The sequence below is a fragment of the Streptomyces sp. NPDC104367 genome (assembly GCF_055583825.1).
In genome coordinates, this window is record NZ_JBVJND010000007.1 from 251,151 (window position 1) to 276,996 (window position 25,846).

The 25,846-nt window shown below is 73.9% G+C and carries 10 protein-coding genes; 4 read left to right on the forward strand and 6 right to left on the reverse strand.

Going from position 1 to position 25,846, the window contains the following annotated elements; all coding sequences use genetic code 11:
• Positions 1-130: 130 nt before the first annotated feature.
• Positions 131-1,558 carry an APC family permease gene (locus ACZ619_RS13465; RefSeq protein ID WP_469598058.1) on the reverse strand — a complete coding sequence of 476 codons (1,428 nt, stop codon included), beginning with the start codon at positions 1,556-1,558 and terminating at the stop codon, positions 131-133.
• On the reverse strand, positions 1,555-2,709 hold the full coding sequence (locus tag ACZ619_RS13470) for a Zn-dependent alcohol dehydrogenase (RefSeq protein WP_469598060.1): 1,155 nt from the start codon (positions 2,707-2,709) through the stop codon (positions 1,555-1,557). The genes ACZ619_RS13465 and ACZ619_RS13470 overlap by 4 nt, the downstream gene beginning before the upstream one ends.
• A gap of 198 nt (positions 2,710-2,907) precedes the next feature.
• Here ACZ619_RS13470 and ACZ619_RS13475 point away from each other — a divergent pair, with 198 nt between their 5' ends.
• Entirely contained in the window at positions 2,908-3,525 is a 618-nt protein-coding gene (locus tag ACZ619_RS13475; protein ID WP_469598063.1) for a helix-turn-helix domain-containing protein, read from the forward strand.
• Between the two features lie 42 nt (positions 3,526-3,567).
• Here ACZ619_RS13475 and ACZ619_RS13480 read toward each other — a convergent pair whose 3' ends face one another.
• Positions 3,568-4,152, reverse strand: coding sequence for a 3'-5' exonuclease (locus ACZ619_RS13480; protein WP_469598065.1), 585 nt, complete (start codon positions 4,150-4,152; stop codon positions 3,568-3,570).
• A gap of 296 nt (positions 4,153-4,448) precedes the next feature.
• Here ACZ619_RS13480 and ACZ619_RS13485 point away from each other — a divergent pair, with 296 nt between their 5' ends.
• From ACZ619_RS13485 to ACZ619_RS13495, 3 genes are read left to right on the forward strand one after another with little or no spacing between them, the layout of a single operon-like run.
• On the forward strand, positions 4,449-9,371 hold the full coding sequence (locus tag ACZ619_RS13485) for a DNA-binding protein (RefSeq protein ID WP_469598067.1): 4,923 nt from the start codon (positions 4,449-4,451) through the stop codon (positions 9,369-9,371).
• Positions 9,372-9,406: 35 nt separating this feature from the next.
• The gene (locus ACZ619_RS13490) at positions 9,407-10,144 is read left to right on the forward strand and encodes an SMI1/KNR4 family protein (RefSeq protein WP_469598069.1); all 738 of its coding nucleotides are present in this window, start codon (positions 9,407-9,409) and stop codon (positions 10,142-10,144) included.
• A gap of 2 nt (positions 10,145-10,146) precedes the next feature.
• The gene (locus ACZ619_RS13495; RefSeq protein ID WP_469598071.1) at positions 10,147-10,959 is read left to right on the forward strand and encodes a hypothetical protein; all 813 of its coding nucleotides are present in this window, start codon (positions 10,147-10,149) and stop codon (positions 10,957-10,959) included.
• Between the two features lie 219 nt (positions 10,960-11,178).
• Here ACZ619_RS13495 and ACZ619_RS13500 read toward each other — a convergent pair whose 3' ends face one another.
• Genes ACZ619_RS13500 through ACZ619_RS13510 form a run of 3 tightly spaced genes read right to left on the reverse strand, consistent with a single transcriptional unit; the run spans position 11,179 to position 25,452 of the window.
• Positions 11,179-12,051, reverse strand: coding sequence for a TauD/TfdA dioxygenase family protein (locus ACZ619_RS13500; RefSeq protein ID WP_469598073.1), 873 nt, complete (start codon positions 12,049-12,051; stop codon positions 11,179-11,181).
• 25 nt (positions 12,052-12,076) lie between these two features.
• A complete protein-coding gene (locus tag ACZ619_RS13505) occupies positions 12,077-21,463 on the reverse strand; it encodes an amino acid adenylation domain-containing protein (RefSeq protein ID WP_469598076.1) in 9,387 nt (3,128 codons plus the stop codon).
• Positions 21,460-25,452, reverse strand: coding sequence for a non-ribosomal peptide synthetase (locus ACZ619_RS13510; RefSeq protein WP_469598078.1), 3,993 nt, complete (start codon positions 25,450-25,452; stop codon positions 21,460-21,462). The genes ACZ619_RS13505 and ACZ619_RS13510 overlap by 4 nt, the downstream gene beginning before the upstream one ends.
• Positions 25,453-25,846 lie beyond the last annotated feature (394 nt).

Genomic DNA, 25,846 nt, shown 5'->3' on the forward strand with positions numbered 1-25,846 from the left:
CCGGTCCGGGCGCACCCGCGCCCTGAGCCGACCGCGGCCCGGCGTCACCGCCGGGCCGCGTGGTGTGCCGGAGGCCGCGGGGCGTACCTGCTCCCGCGGCCTCCGGCCGTACTTCGCCGCGCGTCCTCGGCTACGCGTCCTCCGCGAAGGAGCCCGCGCGGCCGGCGGCCTCGGGGTTGCGCAGGCGCAGCGCCGCGTATCCGGCGACGCCGAGGACCATGCAGGCGACGAAGACGTACGGCAGCAGGTTCATCGGGGAGGCAGGGACCGGGACGAGGTTGCGGTAGAAGACGTAGACCATGACCGCGACGCCGCCGAGGCCCGCGAAGACCGTCAGGGCCGTGCGTCCGCCGCTGGTCTGCCGTACGAACAGCGGGGCGCCGATGCAGACCAGCACGTAGCTGAGCATGTAGCCGAAGGTGCCCACGGTGTCGATGTACGTGGTGGCCAGCAGCGGCTGGGTGCCCGCGCCGACGACCAGGACGGTGACGACGGCGACCACCGGGGTGACCGTCCAGGTCGCCGTGGAGGGGGTGCGGTGCCGCGCGTGGGTGCGGGCGAAGACGCCGGGCAGGACGCCTTCCTTGCCCATCCCGAACAGCAGCCGGGCGGCGACGGTGACGCAGGCCATCACGACGGCCAGGAAGGAGGCGGCGAAGCCGAGGCTGAGGAACGGGCTGAGGAAGCCCATGCCGCTGCGGTGCGCGAGGTCCTCCATGGGGTCGCTGCTGGCGGCCAGCCGGTCCGCGCCGCCGAATCCGGCGACCTGCGCGTAGGTGGCGAACATGTACAGCACGCCGGCGAGCACCGCGCTGCCCATCACGGCCCGCGGGATGGCCCGGAACGGGTCGGCCGCCTCCGCACCGAGCGACGCGGCCCCCTCGAAGCCGACGAAGCCCAGGACGGCCAGCACCACGGCGAAGACCATGCCGTCGGCCGTCGAGCCCTTCAGGGTGAGCTGGTCGGTGTCGATGATGTGGCCGCTGCGGACGAAGACGGCGACGAGGACGACCACGATCAGCACGATCGACAGCACTTCCAGTGCCGAGGAGACCCGCGCGGCGATGCGTACGCCCGCGATGGTCAGCCAGGCCGCGAGGGCGGCGAGCAGCAGGTCCAGGACCACCTGCCCGGCGGCACCGTCGAAGGCCGTGACATGGGCGGAGTGCAGCACCCGCCCGAGGTAGTAGCCCGCCCCGGCCAGCGAGCCCGCGCCGATGGCCACGGCGCCGATCAGCAGCGCCCAGCCCGTGACGAAGGCGCCGCCGGGGCCCAGGGAGAGCCGGGTGAAGGCGTAGAGCGAGCTGGCCCCGGCCCGCCGCCGCGCGAAGACGCACACGCAGTAGGCGATCGCGATGACCCCGGCCATGGCGATGGCGAACGAGAACCACGCCCCGTTGCCCGCGGACGCGGCCATGGAGGCCGGTGCGAAGGCGATGACGGCGCTGGGGGCGACGTTGGCGACGCTCTGCGCGCCGACCTCGAAGCTGGAGACGCTGCGTCCGGCCAGGCCGCGGTCCTGGGCCTGGGACGGGGGTGCGCTGGTGGGTGTGGTCATGTGGTGCTCCGGTGGTCGTTCATCAGCAGGGTACGCAGAGACCGGCCGGCGGCCAGGTCGTCGAGGGCCTCCTGGACCTCGTCGAGGGGGCGGCGCCCGGACACCATGGAGTCCAGGTCGAGCCGGCCCTCCATGTACATGTCCACCAGGACGGGGATGTCGCGGCGCGGATCGACGGAGCCGTAGTTGGAGCCGAGGATGCGCTGGTTGGCCTCGGCCAGCACCAGCGGGTCGAACCGCGCCGACGAGCCGGTGGGCGGCAGGCCGACGATCACGGCGGCGCCGCCGGGGCCGAGCGCCGCCACGGCCTGCTCGGTGGTGGAGATCTTGCCGATGGCGTCGAACACGTAGTCGAGGCCCTCCGGTGCGACGGCCTTCAGGGCCGCCACGGCGTCCTCCCGCGAGGAGTCGATCACGTCGGTGGCGCCCAGCCTGCGGGCCGTGGCGAGCTTCGAGCCGTCGATGTCGACGGCGACGATCCGGGCGGCGCCCGCGAGCCGCGCGCCCTGGACACAGGACAGGCCCACCCCGCCGCAGCCGATGACGGCCACCGAGGAGCCCTCCTCGACCCCGGCGGTGTTGCGGACGGCCCCCACGCCCGTGGCGACCGCACAGCCCACCAGGGCGACGACGTCCAGCGGGGCGTCCTCGCGGATGGCCACCGCGCCGGAGGCGGGGACCACGATCCGCTCGGCGAAGGAGGAGACGCCCAGGTAGTGGTGGACGGGCCGGCCGTCCCGGCTGAAGCGGGTGGTGCCGTCGTAGAGCACACCGCCGGGGGCGACCACGTTCGCCACGATCTCGCACTGCCAGGGGCGCTCGCGCCGGCACTGGCGGCAGGTGCCGCAGCCGGGGACCCAGGACAGCACGACGTGGTCGCCGACCGCGAGGCCGTCGACTCCCTCGCCGAGGGCGGTGACGACGCCGGCGCCCTCGTGGCCGAGGACCACGGGCGCGGGCACCTCCCACTCGCCGCGGACCACGTGCAGGTCGGAGTGGCAGACCCCGGCCGCGGTCAGCTCGACCTCGACCTCGCCGGGGCCGGGCGCGGCGAGCTGGACATCGGTGATCTCGACGGGTTCGCCGGGGCGGGTGAACACCGCCGCGCGCACGGTGGACGCGCGCTGGGGCAGGGAGGCAGGGCTGGTCACGTCGTACTCCGGGGATGAGGGGAAAAGCGTCGGCACGCGCGGACGGGCGGCGCCGCGCCGGGAGAGCCGGTTTAGTGTCACTAAACCTTGGCCAATGGTTTAACACGGCTAAACTTCGATTGGGAAGCCCCCGAAGCGAAAACCACAGCATCCGCCGCCCTCACCGGGGCGGCCGCTCCAGGAAGCGAGAACGCCCCGATGCCCCAGTCCGAGCAGCCGCCCGCCGCCTCCGGCGACGGGGACTCCCGCATGTCCCGCCTGGGTCCGAAACTGCGGGCGGCCCGCCGGGAGCGCGGCCTGACACTGGAGGACGTCGCGCTCCGCACCGGGGTCACCAAAGGCTTCCTGAGCCAGGTCGAGCGTGGGCTGGCCGCCATCTCCGTGCCCAACCTGCTGAGCGTGTGCGAGGCGCTCGGGGTCTCCGTGGGCTCCCTCTTCGACTACCCGGACACCCCGGTCGTGCGGGGCGGCGGGGGCACGCCCCTGGAGATGGGCGGCGAGGGGATCCGCGAGTTCCTGCTCACGCCGGTCACCGAGCGGCACGTCCAGGTGATGCGCACGGTGCTGGACCCCGGCGGCGGCTCCGGCGGTGCCTACACCCTCGACTCCGAGACGATCTTCGTGGTCGTCGTCCGCGGCACCCTGCGCCTCACGGTCGACGGCCAGGAGCTGTTCCTCGCGGTCGGCGACAGCCACACCTTCTCGGCCCGCTCGGCGCACGCCTGGGACAACCCCGCCGAGGACACCAGCGAGGTCCTCTGGTCCATCGCCCCACCGATCCCGCACAGCACGGACGGCTCCCGCGACCGCACCTGAACACCGCTCCGGGGCCCGGGGCGGACGTCCGGGCCGGTGCGGTCAGGCGGGTGGCAGGACCACGTTCGGCCACCCGCCCCGCTCGCGGAGACGCAGCACGAGCGCCGCGATGTTCCAGGCGTCGTCCTCGCCCCGGTGATGACGGCCCTCGAGGGGCAGCCCGGCGATCTCCAGCGCCTGCGCCATGCCGGGACGCTTGGGCAGACCGTACGACTCGGTGAAGACGGCCTTGGCGTCGGTGTGGTGCCGGCCGAAGGGGTACGGCGTCCGGGCCGCCCGGCACTGCCGGGTGAACTGGTGACGGTCGTAGTCACCCCAACTGGCCCACGGCCGGGCACCCGCACGGTGCCCGGCCGCCAGCAGCCGGCACGCCTCGGCGAACCCGAGCCCCCGGTCGACCTCTTGCCGGGTCAGGCCGGTCAACTCCGTGCAGAACCCGCTGACCGAGGACCGCACGGGCCTCACCACGATCCGATGCCGGGCGACCCGCTCACCGGCGTCCACGTCGACGACGGTCAGCCCGATCTCGATGATCTCGCTGACCTCACCGGGCGGCCGGGACCCCGCCCAGCACGTCGCCTCCACGTCCACGACGTTGAGGAGACCGCCGCCCCAACTCCTGTCCATGTCCGCAAGCGTAGGCACACCTGACGACCACGGCACACGATTTCCCGGGCGGCCCGCGACCGTCGTCGGCGACGGGGCCGAGGAGTGGGGCGCGGCGGCCGGGCCTGCCGGGCGGGCCGGCAACTGGTCCCGGTCGCGTGGGCCGGGGGCGGTGTCGTCACGCTTCGGACCGGCCCGTGCGGACGTTTTGTCAGTGGGTGCACTTAACCTTCAGCTCATCGTCACACCGAGTGCCGGATCCTCGGCCGGGCTGTGTCGATCCTGAGTCGGCTTGACGGGGAAGGTGGGGCGGGCGCGTGAGCGGGGAGACGCAGGTGTCGTACGAGGAGTTGCTGGCTGCCGGTGCGGTGCTGCCGCGCGGCACGGAGGGGGCCGGCGAGCGGGCGGTCCCGCTGACGGCACGGTCGTACACGCACCCCGGGCTGGACGACCGCGTGGTCGTGCGGCTGGTCGTCGGGGAGATGGGCGAGGCGGCCGACCTGGCCGCCGGCTACCTCGGCTTCGCACCGGCCGCGGCACCGGTCGAGGTCGGGCTGGGCGCGCGCCAGGCGCTCGGCTTCCCGGAGTGGGTGCTGGTGCACCACCCCGAGGACGGACATCACGCACTCGGCGTCGTACCGGAGTTGGAGCGGATCGAGCGCCTGGCGAAGTCCCGGGCCAAGGCCGCCCTCGACGCGTACCGCGAGATCGCCGCCCGACTGGCCGCCGCCGTGCCGCACTTCCTGCCGACCTTCTACGAACAGGCCGCCCGCGTCCTGCTGTCGGTGGGCAACACCACCTACGCGGCACAGCTGTTCAACCGGGCCCGCCAGGCCGAGGCCGAACACGGGCTCACCGTGGACGAGGAGCGACTGGACGCCGTCTTCCTGGAGTTCGCCCTGGCCGGGGCGCTGTCGGCGAGCGTGCTGTCCGCCCACGCGAAGGAACTGGCCGCCCGGGTACCGGCGGACGAGGCCCTGGAGCGCTTCACCCGGTTGTGCGTACGGCGCACCGCGGGCGGCCTCGTACCCTCGGCCCAGCTGGCGCAGGACGTGCGCAGACTGGCCCGCGCGGCCGGCCGGGACGGGGACGCGGCCGAGCAGGAGTACCTGGCCGACCTTCTCGCCCTGCCCGCCACCGCCAAGGCGGCGCCCGGCTGGTGGAAGTCCCACCGCGCGGCCCTGGCCGCGCTCGCCCGGCGCGAGCCCGCGGTCCGCGGCATCCTGCTGAACGTCATGCCCGGCTCCGTCGACCACACGGCACCGCGGCTGTGGCTGGACCTCCTGGAGGAGTCCGGGGCCCTCGTGGGGCTCTGGGACGACACCCGGCCCGAACCGGAGCGGCCCCAGGACGGCACGGCCGGCTGGTTCGTCCGCTTCCTGGCCTTCCAGGACCGGGCACAGAACTACCGCGAACCCACGCACCTGCCCGCCCTGTACCGGATCGCGGAAACCGCCGCCGACCGGCTGCGCGGCGAACTCGTCGCGTCCGGACGGGCGTTGCAGGCCGAACACGATCTGGACCTGCTGGACCTGCTGCTCGTCCTGGGCGTGCCCGTCGCCTCCCCGCACCGGATGGACCTGCACTCATGGGCGAAGGGCGACGACCGCCGCGACCTGCTCGCCCTCGCGGCCGACGCACGGTTCACGGACGCCTTCCGCGCGGGGGCCGACGTCTTCGACGGCGACGAGGACGACCTGGACACGATCCGGGTCCTCGCCCGGTCGCCCGGCGGCCGGCTGATGCTGGCCGACTGGGTGCGCGAGGTCGCCCGGCGCTCCGTCACCACCGGCCTGCCCGGCCTGCCCGACGCCCTGCGCCGCCTGCGCTGGCTGCCCGCCGAAGCCCTCGTCCTGGCCGAGGAGGAGATGCGGGCGGTGGCCGCCACCGACCTCGCCCCGCTGCTCGCGCGCACCTTCAGGGCCGGGCTGCTCGACGAACTCGGCTGGCCCGCCTGGGAGGAGGCGGCCAGGGACCTCGTACGCGGGCAGGACGTCGAGGACCTGTACGTCGCCGACGCCTGGCCGTACCTCATCACCGCCGGCACCGCGCGGGTCCGGGTCATCGGAACCGAGGGCACCGTGCTCACCCACGACCTGCGCCTGCCGCGGCAGGGCACCTACGGCGAACCCGACCTCCACTTCGTGGACGGCGAACTCCTCGTCCACTGGCGCACCCACGGCCACGGCCTCCAGGGGTACTGGCACCACACCCCCGACCGGATCCTGACCCTCCAGGGCAGCACCGACTCCCGGGGCACCCAGATGAACTGGTACCGGGAGGGCGTCGGCGTCCCGACCCTGCCGCTGCCCGGCGGCGGCCGCACCACCGGCATCGGCGTCCTGCACCGAGGCGACACCACCGTGCCCACGGAGGCGAGACTCCTCGGCGACGGCACCTCCTACTGGACATGGGGCGGCGACGGCTGGCTGGAGTACGACCCCGCCACCAGGCGACTCGGCCGCGCGAGCCGGCCCGCCTTCCTCGCCGACGACGCCTACCTCCACGGTTCCCTGGCACCGTTCCCCTCCGCCGAGGCCACCCCCGCCGGAGTACCGGTCGACGGGCTGCTGGGCTGGCGCGTGACGCAGCTGCCCGACGGCACCCGGCGCGGCGAGGACCTGGCCGGACGCCAGGTGATCGTCCCGGAGGACCTGGGCCTGCCGTACGCCGCGGTGCGGTTCCCCGGCGCCGGCCGGCCGGTGGCCGCCGTCCGCGACGGCTGGCGGATCCAGCTCGTCGACCCGGACGGAGTCGTCACGGCCACCGCGAGCGTCGACGGAGCCCCGGGCGCCTTCGCCGAGGGCACCCCCATCCTCGCGCCGCTGCGCTACTGGCACTGTCTGCGGCCCCGGGACCCACAGGGCTCCGCGGCACTGCGCCGACTCGACGACGACACCGCTCGCGCCCTCCTCGCCGCCGCCGAAAACCCCGCCGGAATAAGCGAGTTGCTGCCCGACGTCACCGACGGGGCGCTCCTGGCCGGCATCGGCGGTGTGCTGCGGTACGCCGCCGAACAGCAGGCGGTGCTCGACGCGGCGGCGAGCCGGCTGACCACGGAACTCGCCGGCGGCCGGCAGGACGAGGGCCCCGCAGGCCCGTCCGACCGGCTGCTCCGCGACGCGCTCAGCGGCCTCGACGGCTCCCGCGGCCGCTGGTACCACTACTCGGCCGACCGGGACAACGCCTTCCGCCGACTGCGGGTCCTGAGCGGGGCGCTGCGCGCTGCGGAACCCTCCGCGACACTCCCGCGCACCGGCCGGGAAGCGCTGACGGACCCGCTCGCCGCCCAGGACCCCGCGGGAGCCGTGCTCCCCGCGGTGGATCGCGCACCGGCCCCGCGCCTCCACCTCGACGGGCCCGAACTGCCCGGTGGCTACCTGGACACCGCGCCCCTGCCCGACCTCTTCACGACGACGGCGTTCCGGGTCGCCTCGCCCACCACCCCGCCGGAGCACCGGCAGGCACTGGACGCGCTGCTGGGGGAGTTCGACGCGCTCGGGCTGGTCGCGCCGGCCGGGCCCGCGCACTGGCGCCGGTTCTCCCTGCACCTCGACGCGCACGCGCTGCGCACACCGAACGGCAAGTGGCGAGAGGGGAGTTGGACCGGCGTGCTGGAGCTGGAGGACGGCGCCTTCCTCGCGGTCACCGAGCACGACGAGCGCCACGAGACGCACGGCGGCGAGTTCAAGGCCCTCTTTTACGACCCGACCGGCCGCTTCGAGGTCCCCGCGCCCTACACCGTCCGCTCCTCCGCCCCGGTCGGGGACGACGGCCGCGAGCCCGGCTGGCCGGCCGCGTTCCGCGCCGAACTGGCCGCGCGGGGACCGGCCCCGTGGACCCCGGCGGCGGCCGAGGAGTTCGCCCGGCTGACCGGGGTCACCTCGACCACGGCCCGGCTGGTCGTGGCGGGACTGCCCCAGGTGGACAGCGACGACCGGTCCTTCCTGACCGCCGAGGCACGGTCCGTGCTCGGTGTGAAGGTCGGTGAAGCAGCCCTGGCCAAGGACGAGTTGCGCAGGATCGACTCCGACGTCCTGCGGGCCGTCGTCGCCGCACTCCTGCCCCGCGAGCCGGCCCGGCTGTGGACGGACGGACCGGACGCCGCGACCGCAGCGGAGGTCTGGAACAGCAGGGTCGGCAGGCGCACGATGCTCCCCGAGTCACTGCTCGGCGAGGCACAGCGCGCGCTGCGGGCCGAACCCGCGACGCTGGCCGCGCTGCTCGACCCCGCCGCCGAGCCCCGGCTCAGCCGGGACCTGGAGTGGGCGGTGATCGAGGACCGGGCCGCCCCGGTCGACGGCGACGCCGTCGGCTTCACCGCGGCCACCCTGGTCGACACGGTCGCCCTGGCCGCCTGGCTCGCCCACCGGCTGCCCGTCGGTGACCCGGTGCGCGCCGCGCTGCCCGCCGCACTCGGCGCGATACGGGACCGGCTGGCCCACCCCGGGCTGATGCTCGACCTCGTCGCCTACGTCAACCTGCCGGACTTCCGCAAGGCGGCCGGCCCGCCCACCGAGGTCGCCGCGGGATTCGAGCGGTACGGCGCGGTCGTCATGGCCACCCACGACAACCTGCCCGCCCCCGCCCTGTCCGTCGCCCTGCTGGACGAGTTCGGCCAGGACCCTTACCTGCCCGCCCTGCGGCTCGGCCAGGACGGAGCGCCGTTCCCGGCCGAGGTGGCGCTGGGCGTCGCCCGCGACCCGCGCTTCGCGGCGCTGCTCGCCGACCCGGGCGACCCGGTCGCGGGGGAGCGCGGCAAGGACGGCACCTGGTACCCGCAGGACCCCACCCGGTCCGTACCGGACCTGGTGACCGAGGCGGCGAAGGAGTACGGCATCGGCGAGGACGCCGCCGCCCTCTACCTCACGCTGCTCGCGATGCCCGACCCCACCGACCGCAACACGGCCCGCTGGACCGGCTGGAAGCCCGCCCGGATCAAGGCGGCCCGTGCCGAACTGGCCGCCACCGACCTGGTGGTCGCGGGCACCCGGCCCCGTGCCGGACGCTCGCTGTTCCTGCCGGGCGGCTGGGAGCCCCTCTCGTCCCCGGCGCTGCCCCTGGAGCGGTGGAAGCTGTCGCTGTACGGCGAGCCGGCCGCGGCCGGACGGACCCCGCTGGGCGTGCTCGTCCCGACGGAACCGGCCCCCGACCTGTACCGCACCGCCTGGCGGCGGGTCCGCGACGGCGACACACCGCGTTTCGAGGAACTGAAGGCCAAGAGCGGCCGCCGCCCCTGATACGGCGTCAGGAGTCAACAGTGAAGGACTGCACCATGGTTGGGCCGGCCACCTCCCGACAGCCGCTGGACGGCGAACAGATCGACCGCCGGATCGCCCGGATACGCGAACTGCTGGCGCAATGGGCCGCGTTGCGCCCAGGGGACGGCGAGGCGTGGCGCGGCGCGTTCGTGCCGTTGGCGGAGTCCGAGGTGGCCGCGTTCGAGGCCCGCAACGGACTGCGGCTGCCGGAGAACTACCGCCGTTACCTGCTGGAGTTCGGCGACCCCGGGACCGGGCTCATGCGCTACGCCGCACAGCCCTTCGGAGAGAAGGACGACCCGGGCCACGCCAGGCCGTTCCCCCTCCACGCGCCCTGGGCCGGGCTGCCGGACGAGATCACCGAGTGGGAGGAGGAATGGGACGCCGACTTCTTCGAGGCCGGCCCGGGGGAGTTCTACGGCCAGTTCGACGATCCGGCGGATGCCTTCTACGACCTCCCCGAGGACGCCGCCCCCGACGACGGGACACTGGTCCTGGGCGCCACCCGCAGCCACATGCTGGCCCGGCTCGTGCTCAACTGTCCGTGGGCGGGCTCGGTCTGGCTGGACAGCTTCGGCTACGACGGCCAGCTGAAGGAACCGGCCGACGGCCGTTACGACGACCTCTACGACGACTTCACGCTGCGGGAGTTCACCGAGGTGTCGTACTGGCAGCCGCTCACCGGCCTGCCCTGGTTCCCGGCGCCGGTGGACGGGGTCGAGGACCGGGTCCCGGGAACTTCCTCGACCTGACCGTGGACTGGCTCCGCCACCGGGTCCGGCTGGCACAGGCCGAGCGGGCCTGCGACCGGCTCGACGCCGCCGCGGTAGCGGAGGCCGGGCACGGATCGGAGTCCCCCGTGGACTTCGGACCCTACCTCGCCGGCCTGATCCGGGAGGAGCTCCTGCGCGCCGACCCCGCTCCGGCCGCCTGCGAGCGGATCGCCGGCATCGCCCGGGCGGTGGGCGACACCCGGATCCTGCCCGCGGCGCTGATCCTGGCCGGCCGCTGGCAGGAGCTCCGGGACACCGAGCTCGCCCACCCGGAATCCGGCCGCAGCGCGGTCAACCTGGCCCTGGCCGACGCGATGCTCGGCACCGACCCGGCGCCCGACGCCGCCGGCTCTGCCGGCCGGCGACGCACCTCGCTCGACCGCTGGGTGCTGCTGCACGCGCTCACCCGGACCGGTCACCGGGAACGGCAGCTGTTCCTCGACCGGTTGCCCGAGCCGGACGCCACCGGACTGCGCCCGCTCCTCGGCATCGCCGCGCTGCCCGCCACCGCGGAGGCGCTCGGCCGGCTGCTCGCCGACGACCCCGTCACGGACCGGGACGCCGTCACCGTCGCCCTCGTACGCGCACTCCACGGCACGCCCGCCGACGGTGACACGTCCGCGGAACTCACCGACCGGCTGTGCGCGCTGGCCGTCGCGGCCGACCGGACGGGCGAGGTCTTCGTCCTCCTGGCCGCCCGCGCCGAGGGCCGTTGGGCCGACTGGCACGCGGCCCATCGGGACGGCCGACGCCTGCTCGACGCCCACCGCACTCCACCCGCCGCGCACCACTGAGGAAACCCGTCAGCACCCGGACGGTGACGGCCGCCCCGCTGTCCGACGCCGTCCCCGAACCGGGTGCCCTGGGCGCCATGCGCTCCCACGACCAGGGGAACACCACGATCTGCTCGGACAACGACCGCTGCCCGGGACCACGGCACCCGGGGCGACCGGCCACCCAGGAAACACGTCCAGGTCCGTCGCCCCGGCGCGGGCACCTCACCGTCCCGGACGTCAGCCCTTGACCGGGCCGCCGTTGATGGCGACGCGCTGCCCGTAGCGGGAGTAGGGGTAGTAGTCGTACGTCGCGTGGTGCTGGACGCAGCGGTTGTCCCAGAAGACGAGCGTGCCCGGCGTCCAGCGGACGCGACAGTGCAGCACCGGCCTGCGCGCGATGATGTCGAAGAGCACGTCGAGCAGGGCCCGGCTCTCGTCGGCCGAGAGCTGCGGGATACGGCTGGTGTAGGCCTTGTTGACGTACAGCAGCTGCCGGTCGGTCTCGGGGTGCCGGGCGACGAGCGGGTGCTCGCTCCTGGGGACGACGTAGTCCGCGGGCGGTGTGTACCCCGCCAGGGCCTGCGCACCGTCGTGGATCGCGGTCAGCGGGTCCAGCAGGGCGCGCATGGCCGGTGAGAGCATCGCGTAGGCGAGATGCATGTTGGCGAAGAGCGTGTCGCCGCCGCAGCCCGGCTCGGGCACCTCGGTGATGTAGAGCATCGACCCGAGTGACGGTTCGGCGTCGGCGGTGCCGTCCGCGTGCCAGCCGTTGCCCGCCACGTCCGCCGCGGCCGACGCCGTACGGATCTCCAGGATGTACGGATCGCCGCCGGGCGGCGGCGGGTTGACGGGGCGCAGCTCACCGAAGGCCGCGGCGAAGCGCTTGTGGTGCTCCGCGGTGATCGTCTGATCGCGGAAGACCAGCACATGGTGGTCGCGGAACGCGGCCCGGATCTCCTCCAGTTGCTCCGCCGGGATCTCCTGAGACAGGTCGACGCCCGAGACCTCCGCACCCAGCACGGGGGTGATCCGTTCGACGGCGAGCGTGCGGTAGGGATGCAGCGGACGCGTGGTCACCGCTTCCAGCGCCTCGCGCTCGTATGACTCCATGTCAACCTCCAACGGGGATGGGGGATTACAGGTCGGCGGCCGGCCGGGAACCGGCACCGCCGGAACCCGGGGACGCCAGCGTCGCGCCGATGGCCTCGGCCACCGTGTTCACATGGGGTGCCGCGACGACGCCGTAGTGGTCCGTGGGCAGGTACCCGCGTACGGCGGACGCGGGCAGGCAGCCGTTCCACTGCCGGTCCGCCTCCCGCGGGTCCGCGGGGGCGGGCAGGCCCTCCGTGGGACGCTCGGCGAGCCACAGGTACGTGGGGACGGAGACGAGCGGTCGCACGCGGTGCTCCCCGAGGCTGCGCAGGTTCGCGCGGCAGCAGCGGGCCAGCCGCTCGGCGTACGCCTGCGCGTGCTCGGTCGGCGACGAGGAGGCCCCGGTGCCCAGTTCGGCGGCGAACACCTTCTCCAGACGGGCCTCGTCGTAGGCCGCGACCAGCGCCGTCGCCTCGGGCGGCGGCGGATCCAGCAGGTAGAGCGCCTCCGGCGGCCGGCCGCTCGCCTCGGCGAGTCCCGCCATCTCCATCGCGACGCGGGCGCCGAAGGACCATCCGGCCAGGTGCAGCCGGTGGTCCGGTCCGCCGAAGCGGGCCCGCAGCTCCCTGTCGTAGTGACCGGCCCGCTCGGCCAGGGACCACGCGGGCGTCTCGCTGTCGCGGAGCGCCGGGTCGGCGATGAGGCACACCGTCGGCTCGGGGCCGAGCGCCGCCACCAGGGAGCGGTAGGCCTGGATGTCCCCGCCCACGGGGTGCACCAGGCACAGGACGGCCGGACCGGTGCCCTCCTGCCAGATGTCGAGGACGACCCGGGAGGCGCGGTCGGGCGCCTCGGCGGTGGCCTCGGCGGTGGCCTCGGCGGTGGGCTCGACGGTGGGCTCGACGGCGGTGAGGGCCGCCTCGATGTGCTTGAGGATCTCCGTGAGGCTGACGCGGTGGCTGAAGGAGGCCAGGTCGAACTCGACGCCGTAGTCGTCCTCGATCTCGGCGATCAGGCTGATCATGGTCAGTGAGTCGGCGCCCAGGTCGTAGAGGGAGTCCTCGGGATCCAGTTCGGCCACGCCCAGCAGCTCCCGGATCACCCGGTCCATGGCCTCCGCCCGCGCTCCGGGACCGCCGGCGCCGGAGACTGCCTCCGGCTCCGGGTCCGTCCCCCGCGCGGGTCCGGAACCCGCGGACCGGTCCGCTGCCGCGGCGGGCGCGTAGAAGGCCCGGGAGACATCGATGTCGGTCGTGGACACCAGGAGCTGGGGCAGTTGCAGGGCCAGGGCATGGGCGAAGACCGCCCTGCCCTCCTCGACGGTCAGGCCGACCGCGAGGTGGGCCTGATGGCGGCTGTCCGCGTCCAGGACCCGGGTCGCCATCCCGGTCTCGCGCCAGACGTCCCAGTCGATGCCGATCCGGACGGTCGTCTCCGTCCCGGTGGCCCGGTGGTGGGCGAAGGCGTCGAGGAGGCTCGCACCGGCCGCGTAGTCGCTCTGGCCGACCCCGCCGAGCAGGGCCGACATCGAGGAGCAGTAGACCGCGATCTCCGGCCGGAAGGCTTCGACCAGGTGCTCGACGACCAGTGCGCCCCGCTCACGGACCGCGGAGGCCTCCCGCATCGCGTCCGCGTCACGCCGTACGAGCAGCCCGCCGTGTCCCAGACCGGCCGCGTGGACCACGCCGTCCAGCCGTGCCGTGTGCGCGGCGACGGCCGCCGCCACCTCGGGTACGGCCAGGGTCGCGAGATCCGCCCGGACGAGACCGACGCGGTGGGCCCACCCGCTCAACTCCCCGGGCAGCCGCGGGTCCCGCGACAGCAGCAGCACCCGGCCACGGGTGTGTTCGAGCAGCCAGGCGGCGACGGCGCTGCCGATCCCGCCCGTGCCGCCGAGCACCAGGTGCACGGTGTCCGCCCCGGCCGGGACGAGTGACCGCGTCCCCTCCGGCTCCGGTACCGGCACGGTGTCCGGCCGCCACCAGTACCCCTGCCGCAGCGCGAGCTGACGCGGCAGACCCGGACCGTCGGGACGACCGGCCGCACCCGCTTCGGCGACGACCGAGGCCACCTGCCCGGCCCAGCGGGTGAGGTCGCCGTCGGGGAGGTCGAGCCAGTGACCGTGCAGGGCCGACTCCTGCGGGCCGACCTCCACCGGCCCGGCGAGCAGCGCCAGTTCGGGCCGGTCCACCACCCCTGCCACGGGCCGGGCGCCGTACGACAGCCACCACACCCGTGGGGATCCGGTCCGCCCGCTCAGCGCCCGGGCCAGCGCCGCCGTGCTGTCCAGGCAGGCGCGACGGGCGTGTGCCAGGGCCGCGGGACCGACCGGCCCGGTCACGTCGAGGGGCAGGGCGTGCACCCACTCCAGGCCGGCGGAGGCCGGGACACCGTCCTCGGACAGCGCGTCGAGCAGCCGGCGCAGCGACGCAGGATCGGCGGGGTCCGCGGCGTAGGCGTCCGGTCCTCTGCGGGCGAAGGCACCGGCCGGGTACACCCGTATCACCCGGGGCGCCACCGCCTTGAAGGGCGCGAGCGCTGTCCGCGGTGTGTCCTCGGCGGCCACGACGACCACGGCGGACGCGTGCCCGGACGGCACGGTGGTGTCCGCGACGGCGGCCCGGCGCAACCTGACCCAGTGCGGCTGGTGCAGCCAGTTCTCCCGGGGCAGCCGCCGGGGCACGGCGGCCGGGGCCGCACGCCCGTCCTCGGGCGAGCCCCCGGGCGGGTCCCGGGGCGGGGCATCGGGCCGTCGGTCGAAGTCGTACGCGGCGAGGGAGAAGGACGGGGGCGGGAAGTCCCAGGGCGCGGGAGCCGAGCCCGTACCCCAGTCCACGGGGTGCCCGGCTGCCCAGTCCGCGGCGAGACCGTCGGCCGTACGGCCGTCCGCGTGGACGGCCGGGGCGTCCGGGTCCGCCGTACCGTGCGGTACCACTCCCACGGCCACCGCGCGCAGCCAGCGTTCGGCCGCGGCGGCGTCCGGCACGGCCGCCGCGGTCCGCAGACGGCGCGGGACCCGGCCGGACTGGAGGTGCCGCAGCACCGGCCCGAGGCGCTCCGGGTGGAGGCGGAGGTAGTCGGCGATGCGGTCGGCGTCGGAGGCGAGGGCGTCCGGGCCGGAGGCCGACAGCACGAGGCACTCCGCCACCTCGTGGGCGGCCGGCGTCACGGGCGCGGTGTCCTGCTCCACGATGACATGGGCGTTGGTGCCGCCGATCCCGAAGCTGCTGACCGCGGCCACCCGTTCGCGTCCTCCGGGCCAGGGCGCGGCTTCGGTCGGCACGAAGAAGGGCGTGGGGTCGGGACCGATCTCGGGGTTGAAGGCACGGAAGTTGAGGTTCGGCGGAAGCGTCCCGTGGTGCACGGCGAGGACCGCGCGGACCAGGCCCACCACTCCGGCGGCCGCACCCATGTGGCCGAGCTGGCTCTTGACGGAACCGAGCGCGCAGCGACCGGACTCGCTCACGTCGAACGCCTGCCGCAGCGCGCCCACTTCGATCGGGTCGCCCAGCCGGGTGCCGGTGCCGTGCGCCTCCACGTAGCCGAGGTCGGCGCCCGTGCGTCCGGCCCGGGACAGGGCGGTGCGGATCACCTCCCGCTGCCCGGCCAGGGACGGCGCGGTGTAACTCATCTTCGCCGCACCGTCGTTGTTGATCGCGGAGCCCGTGATCAGCGCGTAGACGGTGTCGCCGTCGCGCCGCGCCCGCCGCAGCGTCTTGAGGACGACGACGCCGACACCGCTCGCGCCGACCGTGCCGGTGGCGTCGTCGCTGAAGGGCCGGCAGTCGCCGTCCGCCGAGAAGATGTGCTGCGGGCGGTAGCGGTAGCCGCCGGTCAGCCCGGGGTCGACGAGCACTCCGCCCGCGAGCATCGCGTCGGCTTCGCCCTGCCGGAGCAGACCGGCCGCCAGGTGTACGGCGACCAGGGAGCTGGAGCAGGCCGTCTGGGCGCCGAAGGCGGGACCCGTCAGCCCGAGGTGGTAGGCGACCTTGGTGGCCAGGAAGTCCTTCTCATGGTGCAGGGCGAGCTGGAAGCCGTCCGGCAGCCGGCCGGGGTCCGCCTCGCGCAGCAGGGACTGGAAGTAGGTGTTCTCGCCCGCGCCGGCCACCAGCCCGACCCGGGTGGCCGAGGTGTCCGCCAGCCCGGCGTGCGCCAGGGCCTGCACGCCGGCCATCAGCAGATGGCGCTGCTGGGGGTCCATCAGGCGCGCCTCTTGCGGGCTGATGCCGAAGTGGCCCGGGTCGAAGTCCAGCATGCCGTCGAGCGTGCTGTGCGCGCCGACGACTCCCTCCGGCGCGTCGATCCGGCGGATCCCGGTGCCGCCGGAGACCACCAGGTCCCAGAAGGCGGCCAGATCGGGGGCGCCGGGCACCCGCACCGCCATCCCGACGACCGCGACCGGCTCGCCCGGCGCGGGGAGCGCGTCGTGCGCCGCGGCCGACGGGGTGAGCGGACGGGGGGCGGTGAGGTGGCGGGCCAGGGCGCGGACGGTGACGTGCTCGAACAGGTCCGCGACGCCGAAGCGCAGACCGAGCGCCGTCGTGCACCGCAGATGGAAGCGCATCAGCGCGAGACTGGAGGCGCCCGCCTCGAAGAAGGTCTGGTCCGGTGCGATCGCCGTGCCGGTGACCTCCTCGAACGCGGCGGTCAGCCGTTCCTCCTCGGCCGACAGAGCCGTCCGGGCGGTCGCGGAACGACGTATCTCCTCGCCCGGCGCCCGGACGACCGCCTGCCGGTCCAGCTTGCCGCTGGGGGTGCGGGGCAGCCGTTCCAGCCTGCGGAAACGGTCCACACGGACGTAGGAGGGCAGCAGGGCGGACAGGTGCGCGGTCAGCTCGTCGGCGGACGGCGCCTCGCCACGGAGCTCCAGGCCGGCCGTCAGCCTCTCCCCGTCACGGGTCACGACGGCGTTGACCACCGCCGGATGGCGCAGCAGAGCCGCCTCGACGGAGCCGAGTTCCAGCCGGTGCCCGCTCAGTTTGATCTGCTGGTCGTCGCGGCCCGCGTAGTGCAGCAGGCCCGCAGGGTCGAAGAACGCCCGGTCACCGCTGCGGTAGAACAGGCCGGCGCCGGGCAGTTCGACGAACCGGGCACCGTCGAGGGCCGGTTCGCCGAGGTAGCAGCGGGTGGTCATGGTGCCGCCGATCAGCAGCTCGCCGGTGCACCCGGCGGGCACGGGGTCTCCCTGGGCGTCCACCACCCGCAGATCCGCGCCGGCCACCGGGCGTCCTACGGCGGGCCGTTCGGGCCACCGCCCGGGGTCGCCCTCCAGGCACAGGGCGCTGACCACATGCGTCTCGGTCGGCCCGTAGTGGTTGAACAGGCGTGCGCCGGGCAGTCCGGCGAACCAGCGCCGTATGCTCTCGGTGCACACCAACTGTTCTCCGGCGGTGACCACTTCACGCAAGCGCGAGGGATACCTGCCCAGGCGGACGGCGTACTCGGCGAGCAGTTGCAGGGCCACGTAGGGCATGAAGATCCGCTCGGCGCCCGTGGCCTCCAGCCGGTCCAGGAGCGCGGGCGCGTCCTGACGCCACTCGGGGCGCACGAGCCGGAGGCTGCCCCCGGTGCAGAGCGTTCCGAAGATCTCCTGGAAGGACACGTCGAACGCGAGCATCGAGAACTGCTGGGTGACCGCGGGGGCGGTCAGGCCACCGGGGCCGGACTGCCACCTGATCAGGTCGCACAGGGTGCGGTCGTGGATCTGCACGCCTTTGGGGACGCCGGTGGAGCCGGAGGTGAACAGCGTGTACAGGGGGCGGGCGCCGTCGTGCGCGGGCACGCCGACCGCGCTCCGGCCGTACGGCGCACTCGTGCTGTCGCTGTCGCTGTCGCCGTCCCGTGGCGCCGGGGCCGCCGGTGCGACGAGGTGGCGCGGCACGCCCTCGGGGAGCAGCGTGTCCAGCGCCGGAGCGCTGTCGCGCGTGGTGAGGACGCAGAGCGGGTCGACCCGCTCCAGGACGCGGCGGAGCACGTCGGCGGGGTAGGAGGGGTCGAGCGGGACGGCGGTGATGTTCAGCCTGGCCAGCGCCAGCAGCGCCACCACGTGTTCGACGGAGGGATCCAGGTACAGGGCCGCCCGGCAGGGGCCGCCGTCGGCCGGCACCGGGTAGCGGTCGGCGAGTTCCGCGGCGAGGGCCGCCGCACGGGCGTCGAGGGCCGCGTAGCTGAGGCTGTCACCGTCGGCGGTGACGACGGCGGGGGCGTCCGGCGTGCGGGCGACCTGCCGTCCGAAGCCCTCGGCGATCGTACGGAACCCCGGCTCCGGAGCGGGTCCGCGTCCGTGCTCGGGAAGGGACCGCCGGTACGGTACGACGAGTTCCCGGGCGGTGGACCGGCCACCGGCCGCGAGCGCGTCCACGCCCCGCCGGAACAGCTCCGCCATCGCCTCGACCTCTGCGCCGCCGAACCGGTCCTCGGCGTACTCCCACAGCACGTCGAGTCCGTCCGCGTGCTCGACCACGGAGACCGTCATCGGGCACTTGGCCTCCGGGGCCGCCCACCACAGCGGGCGCTGGGTGCAGCCGGGCAGCCGCAGCGCCTCGAAGTCGGTGTTCTCCAGGACGAACAGGAAGTCGAACGGTGTGCCGTCGCCGACACCCTCCCAGCCGGTCAGGACGTCCGTGAGCGCCACGTCCTGGCGTTCCAGCACCTGCCCGGTGCCGGCCCCGGCCCGGTCGAGGTGCGAGCGCAGGTCCGCGCCGGGTACGACGGTCAGAGGCAGCAGCACGGTGTTGGCCATCATGCCCGCGCTGTTCTCGAACTCGCGCACCGCGCGGCCCGCGACCGGCGCGGCGACGCGCGGACGGACCAGACCGGTCACGCCGTACAGGCACCAGGAGAAGACGGTCAGCAGGACCTGGAACCGGGTCAGTCCGGACTCGGCGCACACCTGGTCCACCCGGGCCCGCCGAACGACGTCGAGCGAGGTGCGCAGCAGGTGCGCCCGTGGCGCGGGACCCGCTTTTTGGGAGGGCAGCGGCTCCGGCGGCTCCTCCAGATCACGGTAGAACGCGAGGAGTTCGTCGCGCTGCGACCGGTAGGCCGGGCTCGCGAACCGGCCGGCCTGCCAGACGGCGAGGTCCAGCGGGGTCGGACCGGGATCCCCGGACCGGCCGCTTCCCGCGTAGGCGGCCGACAGGTCGTGCAGCAGGATGCTCAACGACCAGCCGTCCACGGCGATGTGGTGCAGGTGCAGCAGCAGCGTGCCGCCGTCGGCGCGCGGCAGCCAGCAGGCCCGGAGCATGCGGGGGACCGCGAGGTCGAACGGCTCGGCGAAGAAGGTGTCGGCGAAGGCGTGCGCCTCCCGCTCGTCCCAGGTCCGCCTCGGTCCCGGCTCGTGCCAGGGGTCGTAGGGCTCGCCTACGCTCTGCTCCAGGCAGTCAGGTCCGGCGGCGAAGCCCGTCCGCAGTGCCGCGTGCCGGGCCACCAGGTCGCGCAGCGCCCGCCGGAGGGCGGCGGTGTCCACGGGCCCGTCCACGTGGAAGGCCTGGTTGACGGAGTAGGCCCGCGAGTCCGGGGTGCGGCGCTGGAGCAGCCACAGCCGCTGCTGTTCGCTGGTGGCGGGCGCCGAGCGGGCGCCGGAGACCACCGGCGCCGGCAAGGGGCCCGCCGCGTCGGACCCGACCGTGGCCAACGACCGGGCGACGGCGGCCAGGTCGCCGTGGAGGACGGCCGCCCGGGTCAACTCGCGGTCCCACCGCTGCCGTACGGCGAAGCAGAACCTCAGCGCCTTCAACGAGTCGCCGCCGCTGGCGATCCACCGGTCGCCGAGCCCGAGACCGGTGGTGCCGAGTATCTCCTCGGCCAGTTCCACGACCCGGCGCTCCGTCTCCGTCATGACCGGTGCGCCGGAGCCGGCGGGCCGCCAGGGCCGGTCGGCCTGCCGCAGCAGGGCGGCCTGGTCGACCTTTCCGTTGGCGTTGAGCGGCAGTTCGCCCACGCGATGGATCTGGTGGGGGCGCATGTAGGCGGGCAGGTGGGCCGCCAGGTGGCCGTCGAACTCCTCGTAGGACAGCTCCCGGCCGAGGACGACGAACGCCAGCAGTTCGTTGGGGCCCTCCGGCCCCGCGCGGCGCGTGCACACGAAGGCCCGCTGGACCGCCGGGTGGGTGAGAACACGGCGTTCCACCTCGCCGGGCTCGATCCGGAAGCCACGGACCTTGACCTGCCGGTCCGTTCGGCCGACGTACTCCACCAGACCCTCGTCGTCGGCCCGGACGAGGTCACCGGTGCGGTAGTACCGCTCCGCGCCTGCGTCGAGCCACGGCAGCCGGACGAAACGCCGCTCGGTCTCCTCGGGAAGGTTGCGGTACCCGACGGCGAGTCCGGCCCCGCTCAGCAGGAGTTCGCCGACCTCACCGGGCGCGGCGACCCGCTCCTGCCCCGGTACGACCAGGAGCGCACCGGTTCCCGGCAAGGGGCGGCCGATCGGCACCACGTCCCCGTCGAAGTCCCGTGGGATCGGATGGCACAGGGCGAAGGTGGTGGACTCGGTCGGCCCGTAGACGTTGAACAGGCGGGTGGCGCTGTCGGCGTTGTCCCGGTACCAGCGTTGCATCACCCGGGGGTTGAGCTGCTCACCGCCCACCAGGACCTCGCCGACCGTGGCGAAGCAGTCCGGCACGGCCGTGACCATCGCGTTGAACAGCGCCGTGGTGATGAAGACGGTGTCCACGCGCCCGAGCCGCAGGGCCGAGGCGAACCGCTGCGGAGTCTGCACGTCCGCGTCGCTCAGGACCACGCAGCAGCCACCGGTGAGCAGGGGCGTCCAGACCTCGAAACTCAGCGCGTCGAACGCCGGATTGGCCAGGCAGGCGTAGCGCAGACCGGGTTCGACGCGGATGTAGCCGGGCTGTGCCAGCCGCCGTACGCCGGCGTCCCCGACCTCGACTCCCTTGGGCTGCCCGGTCGTTCCGGAGGTGTAGAACAGGAACGACACCTCGGCGGGGGCGGACGGTGCCGGCACGGTGGTGCCGGCGTCCGGGAGCCCGGACAGCAGGACGTCCACCGCGAACGGCACTACTTCCTGCGGGAGTTGACCGGACGCCTCGACCCCGTCGTGCACCAGGGCGACCGCGGCGGAGTCCCGGAGGACGAAGTGACGGCGCTCGGCGGGGCTCTGCGTGTCGAGGGGCACGACCCGTGCCCCCAGCCGCAGCACCCCGAGCATCACGCAGACCAGCCGCCACGACCGCGGCAGTGCCACCGCCACGGCCTGCCCCGCCGTGACGCCCCGGCGTGCCAGCTCCTCGGCGACGGCGGCCGCCGTCGCGTTCAACGTCGCGTAGTCCAGGACGACGTCGCCGTCGACGAGCGCCTCGGCGTGCGGTGTGCGCAGGGCCCGGCGGTGGATCCGAAGGGCCGTTCCGGCAGGGGAGTCCCGGTCCTCGGCCGCATCGGCGGGGGACGTCTCGACGCGCGGTTTCATCGTGCCTCCGAAGTGCCTGAGGAAGTCGTGCGCTCCGGCCCGCCCTGGCCGGGGGCAGACGTCAGCCGGTGCAGTTCGGTGGTGAGGACGGCGGCGACGCGCGGGAGTTCGTCGCTCTCCAGCATGTCCCAGTGACCGCAGGCGACCGGCTCGACCGCGAACCCGCCGCCGGCCCGGTGCCGCCAGAACGCGCGTAGACGAGCGGCAGCACCCTCGGCGTCCTCGTCCTCCACGGCCGTCGCCTGCATCAGCACGACACGGGCGGACGACTCGGGTACGGCGTAGTCGCGCCCCGTCTCGCGATGGTGGTTGTAGACGTCGAGGTACCGGGCCACCTGGTCGTCGTCGATGCCCGGGTACATGCCGTTGAAGCGCACCAGCTTCTCCCGGAACTCCGCCATGCCGACCGGCGCCATCGCGGCGCGCTCCTCGTCGTCCTGGGCACCGTGGGTGTCGAGCAGGACCACGCTCACCCTCTCGTGCCCGGCCGCCACCAGACGGCGGCCCATCTCGTACGCGATCAGACCGCCGAAGGAGAGCCCGCACAGCACCAGTGCCTCGTCGGCCCGGGGAGCGACGAGCCGCAGGTACTCCTCGGCCATCGCCCCGACACCGGGCAGGGTGGCCTCGCCCGGGTTGATGCCGGGCGCCTGAAGCCCCACCACGCCGATGTCGTCGGCCAGTTCGGCGGAGAGCGGCAGGTAGCAGAACGCGGTGCCGCCGGCGGGGTGCACACACACCACACGCCGTCGGCCGCCGCCGGCACGGAACTCGACCAGGCTGCTGGTCTCCGGCGACCGCGCGGCAGCACCGCCGTGGCCGCGGACCCGCTCGGCGAGCGCCTCGATGGTGGGGTGCAGCATGACGTCCCGGACGGGCAGCGTGACGCCGAGCTCCTCCTGGACCGCGGACGCCATCTTGATCGCCGATATCGAAGTGCCGCCCAGCTCGAAGAAGTTGTCACCGATGCCGATGTCCGGGTGCAGCAGCACACCGCGCCAGACCCGGTACAGCGCCATCTCCACGTGGTCACGGGGCGCGGCCGCGTTGACCCGCCCCGCGCGGGTCCCGGCCGTGGCGCGCAGCACCTGCGCCCGGTCCACCTTGCCGCTGCGGTTCAACGGCAGCCGCGGGAACTCGGCCACCACCGTCGGGATCATGTAGTCCGGCAGCCGGTCCTTGAGGGCCGCCCGCCACTCGTACGGCAGCCGCGGGGCCCCGCCGTCACATCCGACGCCGGCCACCAGGTGCGGGCCGCCGGGTGTGTCGCGATCGGCCAGCACGACGGCCTCCCGCACACCGGGGACCGCCAGCAGCGCCGCCTCGACCTCGCCCGGCTCGATCCGGAACCCGCGCAGCTTGAGCTGGTCGTCGCGACGGCCCACGTACTCGGCGTTGCCGTCCGGGAGCCACCGTGCCAGGTCCCCGGTGCGGTAGAGGCGCTCTCCGGGCACGAACGGGTCGGGCACGAAGAGCTCGTCGGTGAGGTCGGGGCGGTTGAGATAGCCGCGGGCCAGGCTCGCGCCGCCGAGGTAGACCTCCCCGGGAACTCCCACGGGCACCGGGCGCATACGGCCGTCGAGCAGGTACAGACGGGTGCCGCGCAGCGGACGCCCGATGGGACACGACCGCTCGTACGGCTGCGGGTCGGTGTACGCGGTGGAGTAGAGCGTGGCCTCGGTCGGGCCGTAGCCGAAGCAGATGCGCAGGCCCGGCAGCAGCTCACGCATGCGGTACAGGGTGCTCTCGGGCAGGGATTCCACTCCGGTGAGCAGCTGGCGCAGGCTCGACCCGGCCAGCCGCGCGGCCGGATCCTCGCCGATCCACAGGACGTAGGACGGGGGCAGGAACGCCTGGGTGACCTTGCGGTCGCGCATCCAGTCCAGCAACGCCCGCGGGTCACCGCGGAGTTCGTCGGGCACCAGGTGGAGTACGGCGCCGGTGGCCAGGGGGACCAGGAGTTCGTGCACCGACGCGTCGAACCCGATGCTCGACCAGGCCGAGGAGGCCTCGCCGGGGGCGTCCCCCATGAGTTCGCGCCAGTGGTCGAAGAGGTTGACGACGCTGCGGTGCGTCACCGCCACGCCCTTGGGGCGGCCGGTCGAGCCCGAGGTGTAGATGACGTAGGCGAGGCGGGCCGGGTCCGTGCCGAGGGCCGGTGCCTCGTCGTGCGTCCCCTCCGCCTCCACCTTCGCCAGGTGCTCCCACGACCGCCCGCCGCCGTCGGGGGTGTCCCGCCGGTCGGTCAGTACGAGGACCGGTCCGGCGTCGTCCACCATGGCGGTCAGCCGCTCCGGGGGCTGGCCGGGGTCGAGGGGCAGGTAGGCGGCCCCGGACTTGAGGATGCCGAGCACGCCGACGACGAGTTCGGCCGTACGCCCGGTGTGCAGGCCCACCACGCGGTCGGGACCGGCACCGCGGGCGATCAGCGCATGGGCGAGACGGTTGGCCCGGCGGTCGAGCGTCGCGTAGTCCAGCTCCGTGTCACCGGCGACCACCGCGCTCTGCCCGGGGCGTTCACGGACCTGCGCGGCGAAGCGCTCCAGCACACCGGCCGACGCCGGGCCGGACACGCCGGGCCCGGTGCTGAAGCCGGCCAGCAGCGCACGCTGTTCCTCCTCGTCGAGCAGCGTCAGATCGGCGACCTCGGCATCCGGCCGCTCGGTCATCAGCCGCAGCACGCGCAGGAACTGGCGTACGCACCGTTCGACCGTCGCCCGGTCGTAGAGCGCCACCGCGTAGTCGATCTCCCCGGTGAGGATCCGGCCCTCGTCGGCCAGCGCCAGGACCATGTCGAACTTCGCGGGTACGTGGGCCGCGTCCTCCCGCAACTCAACGTCCAGGCCTTGGAGTTCGAACTCCCCCCGCATGGAGGGGACCCAGGCGAACATGGTCTGGAAGAGGGCTGTGCAGGCGGGGCTCCGCGGTGGGTTGACCAGTTCGACGACCCGCTCGAAGGGGAGGTCGACGTGGCTGAGGGCGTCACGGATCCGCTGGTTCACCCGCTTCAGGGAGTCCCTGACGGTGGGGGAGCCGGAGAGATCCGCGCGCAGGGCGAGGGTGTTGACGAAGAGGCCGATCAGCCCCTCGACGTCTCCGCGCCGGCGGTTGGACGTGGGTGCGCCGACCACGATGTCGTCCTGCCCGGAGAGCAGGGACAGCAGCACGGACCAGCCGGTGAGGACGGTCGCGTAGAGGGAGACATCGTTGTCCGAGGCCAGTGCGCGCAGGGCCCGGGTCAGCTCCTCGTCGACGGTCACGGCCAACCGGTCGCCCCGGAAGTCCTGTTCGGGCGGGCGGGGCCGGTCCGTGGGCAGGGAGATCACGGCCGGGGTGCCGGCCAGCGCGGAGGTCCAGTAGCCGGCGTGCGCGGCGGGCTCGGCGCCCGAGACCCACTCCCACTGCCAGCGCGTGTAGTCGCTGTACTGCCAGGTCAGTTCGGGCAGTTCGGCGTCCTCCTCCCGCTGCAGCGCGGAGTACACCAGGCCCAGCTCGCGCAGCAGCAGCGAGCGGGACCAGCCGTCGAAGACGATGTGGTGCGCCACCAGGATCATGACGTGATGGTCCGGTTCGAGGGCTGTCAGGCAGCCGCGCACCATGGGCTCCTCGCCCAGCCGGAACGGGGTGCCCTCCACCTGCGACCGTATGCGTGCGAACCGTTCCGCCCGGTCCGGCAGTCCCGTCAGATCCTCGAAGGCCACCGGGAACCCCGTGCCCGGCGGATCGACGACCTGCAGAGCCGAACCCCCTGCGGGCACCAGCCGGGTGCGCAACGCCTCGTGCCGGTCCGCGAGCAGACCCAGCGCCCTGATGAGCAGGTCCCGGTCGAGCGGCCCCCGGATATCGAAGGGCATCGGCTCGTTGTAGGCGGCGCTGGCGTCTCCGTCCATGCGCGCCATCACCCATAGACGCTCCTGCGCCAGTGACAATGGCGCGGATTTTGTCTCTTCGTCGGAACGATTATTGGCTGTGATTCGGGGTAAAGACACGGATTACCCTTCACGAGAAGAGAGCGCGGTGAAAAGGGGGCGAAGAGTGGCGTCGGCGCAATGCCTACAGGGCTCGGCTCTTCTGCTCTTTGGTAGGGCCCCGGCTGGGGAGATCGGTTATCCGACCTGGTCAACGCCATCGTCGCGCCGCTGCGCGAGCAGCGCGGAGCGCGGGAAAAACTCTATAAAGTTGAGCGAGGTGTGTGCAGGGTAGCGATCGCGGACGGTTCTGCTTATTCGGGCCCCGTGCGGTGGCTCATTTGCGTCGATGCTAAATGCGCTTCGAATAGACGGTCAACCGTGACCAACGCCACACCCGTCCGGCGGCGGAATACTGTTTGCGCTCGGCACGCGACATTAAGGGTTTTGCCCGAAGATAGCGGACCACATGCGG

Bases quoted from the DNA above. Each gene is read 5' to 3' on its own strand.
- ACZ619_RS13465 (WP_469598058.1), bottom strand. From the start codon at position 1,558: ATGACCACACCCACCAGCGCACCCCCGTCCCAGGCCCAGGACCGCGGC.
- ACZ619_RS13475 (WP_469598063.1), top strand. From the start codon at position 2,908: ATGCCCCAGTCCGAGCAGCCGCCCGCCGCCTCCGGCGACGGGGACTCC.
- ACZ619_RS13480 (WP_469598065.1), bottom strand. From the start codon at position 4,152: ATGGACAGGAGTTGGGGCGGCGGTCTCCTCAACGTCGTGGACGTGGAG.
- ACZ619_RS13490 (WP_469598069.1), top strand. From the start codon at position 9,407: ATGGTTGGGCCGGCCACCTCCCGACAGCCGCTGGACGGCGAACAGATC.
- ACZ619_RS13500 (WP_469598073.1), bottom strand. From the start codon at position 12,051: ATGGAGTCATACGAGCGCGAGGCGCTGGAAGCGGTGACCACGCGTCCG.
- ACZ619_RS13505 (WP_469598076.1), bottom strand. From the start codon at position 21,463: ATGAAACCGCGCGTCGAGACGTCCCCCGCCGATGCGGCCGAGGACCGG.